The organism is Desulfovibrio sp. 1214_IL3152 (assembly GCF_036763055.1).
Taxonomy (GTDB): domain Bacteria; phylum Desulfobacterota; class Desulfovibrionia; order Desulfovibrionales; family Desulfovibrionaceae; genus Desulfovibrio.
The window spans coordinates 1-1,090 of record NZ_JBAIYW010000453.1 but is presented as its reverse complement, the minus strand read 5'-3'; the positions used below and the strand labels follow the sequence as shown (position 1 = coordinate 1,090).

At 58.3% G+C, this 1,090-nt stretch carries 1 protein-coding gene; it reads right to left on the bottom strand.

Annotation, left to right across the window (positions count from 1 at the left end; translation table 11 throughout):
• A partial coding sequence (locus V6C07_RS09525) for a L,D-transpeptidase family protein (protein ID WP_333536195.1) occupies nt 1-1,072 on the bottom strand: 1,072 nt, incomplete at its 3' end.
• Nucleotides 1,073-1,090 lie beyond the last annotated feature (18 nt).

Here is a 1,090-nt window from a genome sequence, read left to right as displayed (position 1 = left end):
CGTCAGCGGCGCTTTCAGGCATATCCAGGCGCGGCGGCTGCGGCGCTTCGGAGTCAGCGTCCGAAGCCATCTGCAAAGGCGCTTCGGCCACAAGCTGGCCCTTCTGGTAAGCGGCCCGCATGCCAAGGTCACGGGGCGCCCATTCCATACCGACAATGCGGAACTTTTTGTCGCTGCCCCGCTGCCAGTACAGGCGGCGGACACCTTCAGTGGAAAGGTTGGACGCGGCATAAAACTGTTCAGACCAGGTGACCCAATAGCCCGGCCCTTCAAGTACATGAATTTTACGGTTGTAAATTTTGATAAAGCTGAGGATTTTGAACAGGCGTTCTTTGTTCATCCTGAAGGCCGCGAAGCTTTCAGGCATGGCCTTGCTGTAAGCGTCGCCATCATAAAAATCGAACATCCTGGACGAGCGCGCCGCCCAGGCATTGCTCCACGCCTGCATGAGCCGCCGCAGTTCGCGGGCCGTGCCGTTATCCGGCTGCGGAACAGACGTTTCGTCCAGACGCTCCGCCAGCACCACGGGAGTTCCGGGTACAAGACTCGGGCCGACCTCGTCAATTTCTTTCAGACCGATCGCCACACAGCCCCGTGTTGAAAGCGGTTCAATGCCCAGTCCCTTGCTGTGTATCCAAATGCCGTGGCCGGTCTTGCCGCGCAGCTTGTCCACAGGATTGGGGTAGTTGAGCGTGTAGGCTATGCCGCCATATTCCTTGAAATCCAGCCCGCTGGCGATCTTGTATTCCACAAAATAGACGCCTTCGGGCGTGCGAAGGTCATTGAGCACCTTTTTGTCGCCGGTCAGTTGCCCGGTGGTGCAGGGATAGGTATAGCGGAGCTTGAGAGGACTTTTTTTCTCAAAAAACATGAAGGTCTGGCGGTTTTTGTCCACAGCCACCAGATGGGAAGGCAGGCCTTCGTTATACAATGAAGCCTGCCAGTTGTCGGCACGCGCATACCCGGACGCGGCAAGAACGCACAAAAGCGCCGCCGCAAGGCCCGGCAGCACCCGCTGCGGAAAAAGCGAAAAAAGAACAACGGCAAAACGCCGGGCAGCCAGGCCGCACAAAGCACAGCCGCCCCGGCG